Origin of the sequence: Mesorhizobium sp. M8A.F.Ca.ET.202.01.1.1, from assembly GCF_004791595.1 — a bacterium.
In the GTDB taxonomy this organism is placed as follows: Bacteria; Pseudomonadota; Alphaproteobacteria; order Rhizobiales; family Rhizobiaceae; genus Mesorhizobium.
On record NZ_SRUN01000240.1, the window covers coordinates 1 to 301 of the forward strand.

The window sequence follows — 301 nt, forward strand, 5'->3', positions numbered from 1 at the left end:
CTCAAACGAGCCACGGATTTGCGCCAGCAGTCGACGATTGCGCAGCTTCGCCGCAGTGAGGTTCTCGATCGGCGCGCTTCTGCCATTGCCGAAAACGAACAAGCGATGGGCGAAGTTCAAGCAGCCGAACTGGAAGAGCGCGAAGCACGCGAATTGCTCGCGCGGCTGGATGCGACTCTTTTGGCGCGTGACGCTGCCGAACAACTGGCCGGCTCGGACAACCGGTTGAAACAAGCCGAAGTCGCCAGAACCCAGATCGAAGATGGAGAGGCAGCACTGGCGATGCTGGCGGTGCCGGAAC

1 pseudogene is annotated in these 301 nt (G+C 61.1%); it reads left to right on the forward strand.

What is annotated here, in order from left to right:
- Positions 1-18 precede the first annotated feature (18 nt).
- Positions 19-301, forward strand: a pseudogene (locus tag EN845_RS34680) (DNA-binding protein); the annotation flags it as partial.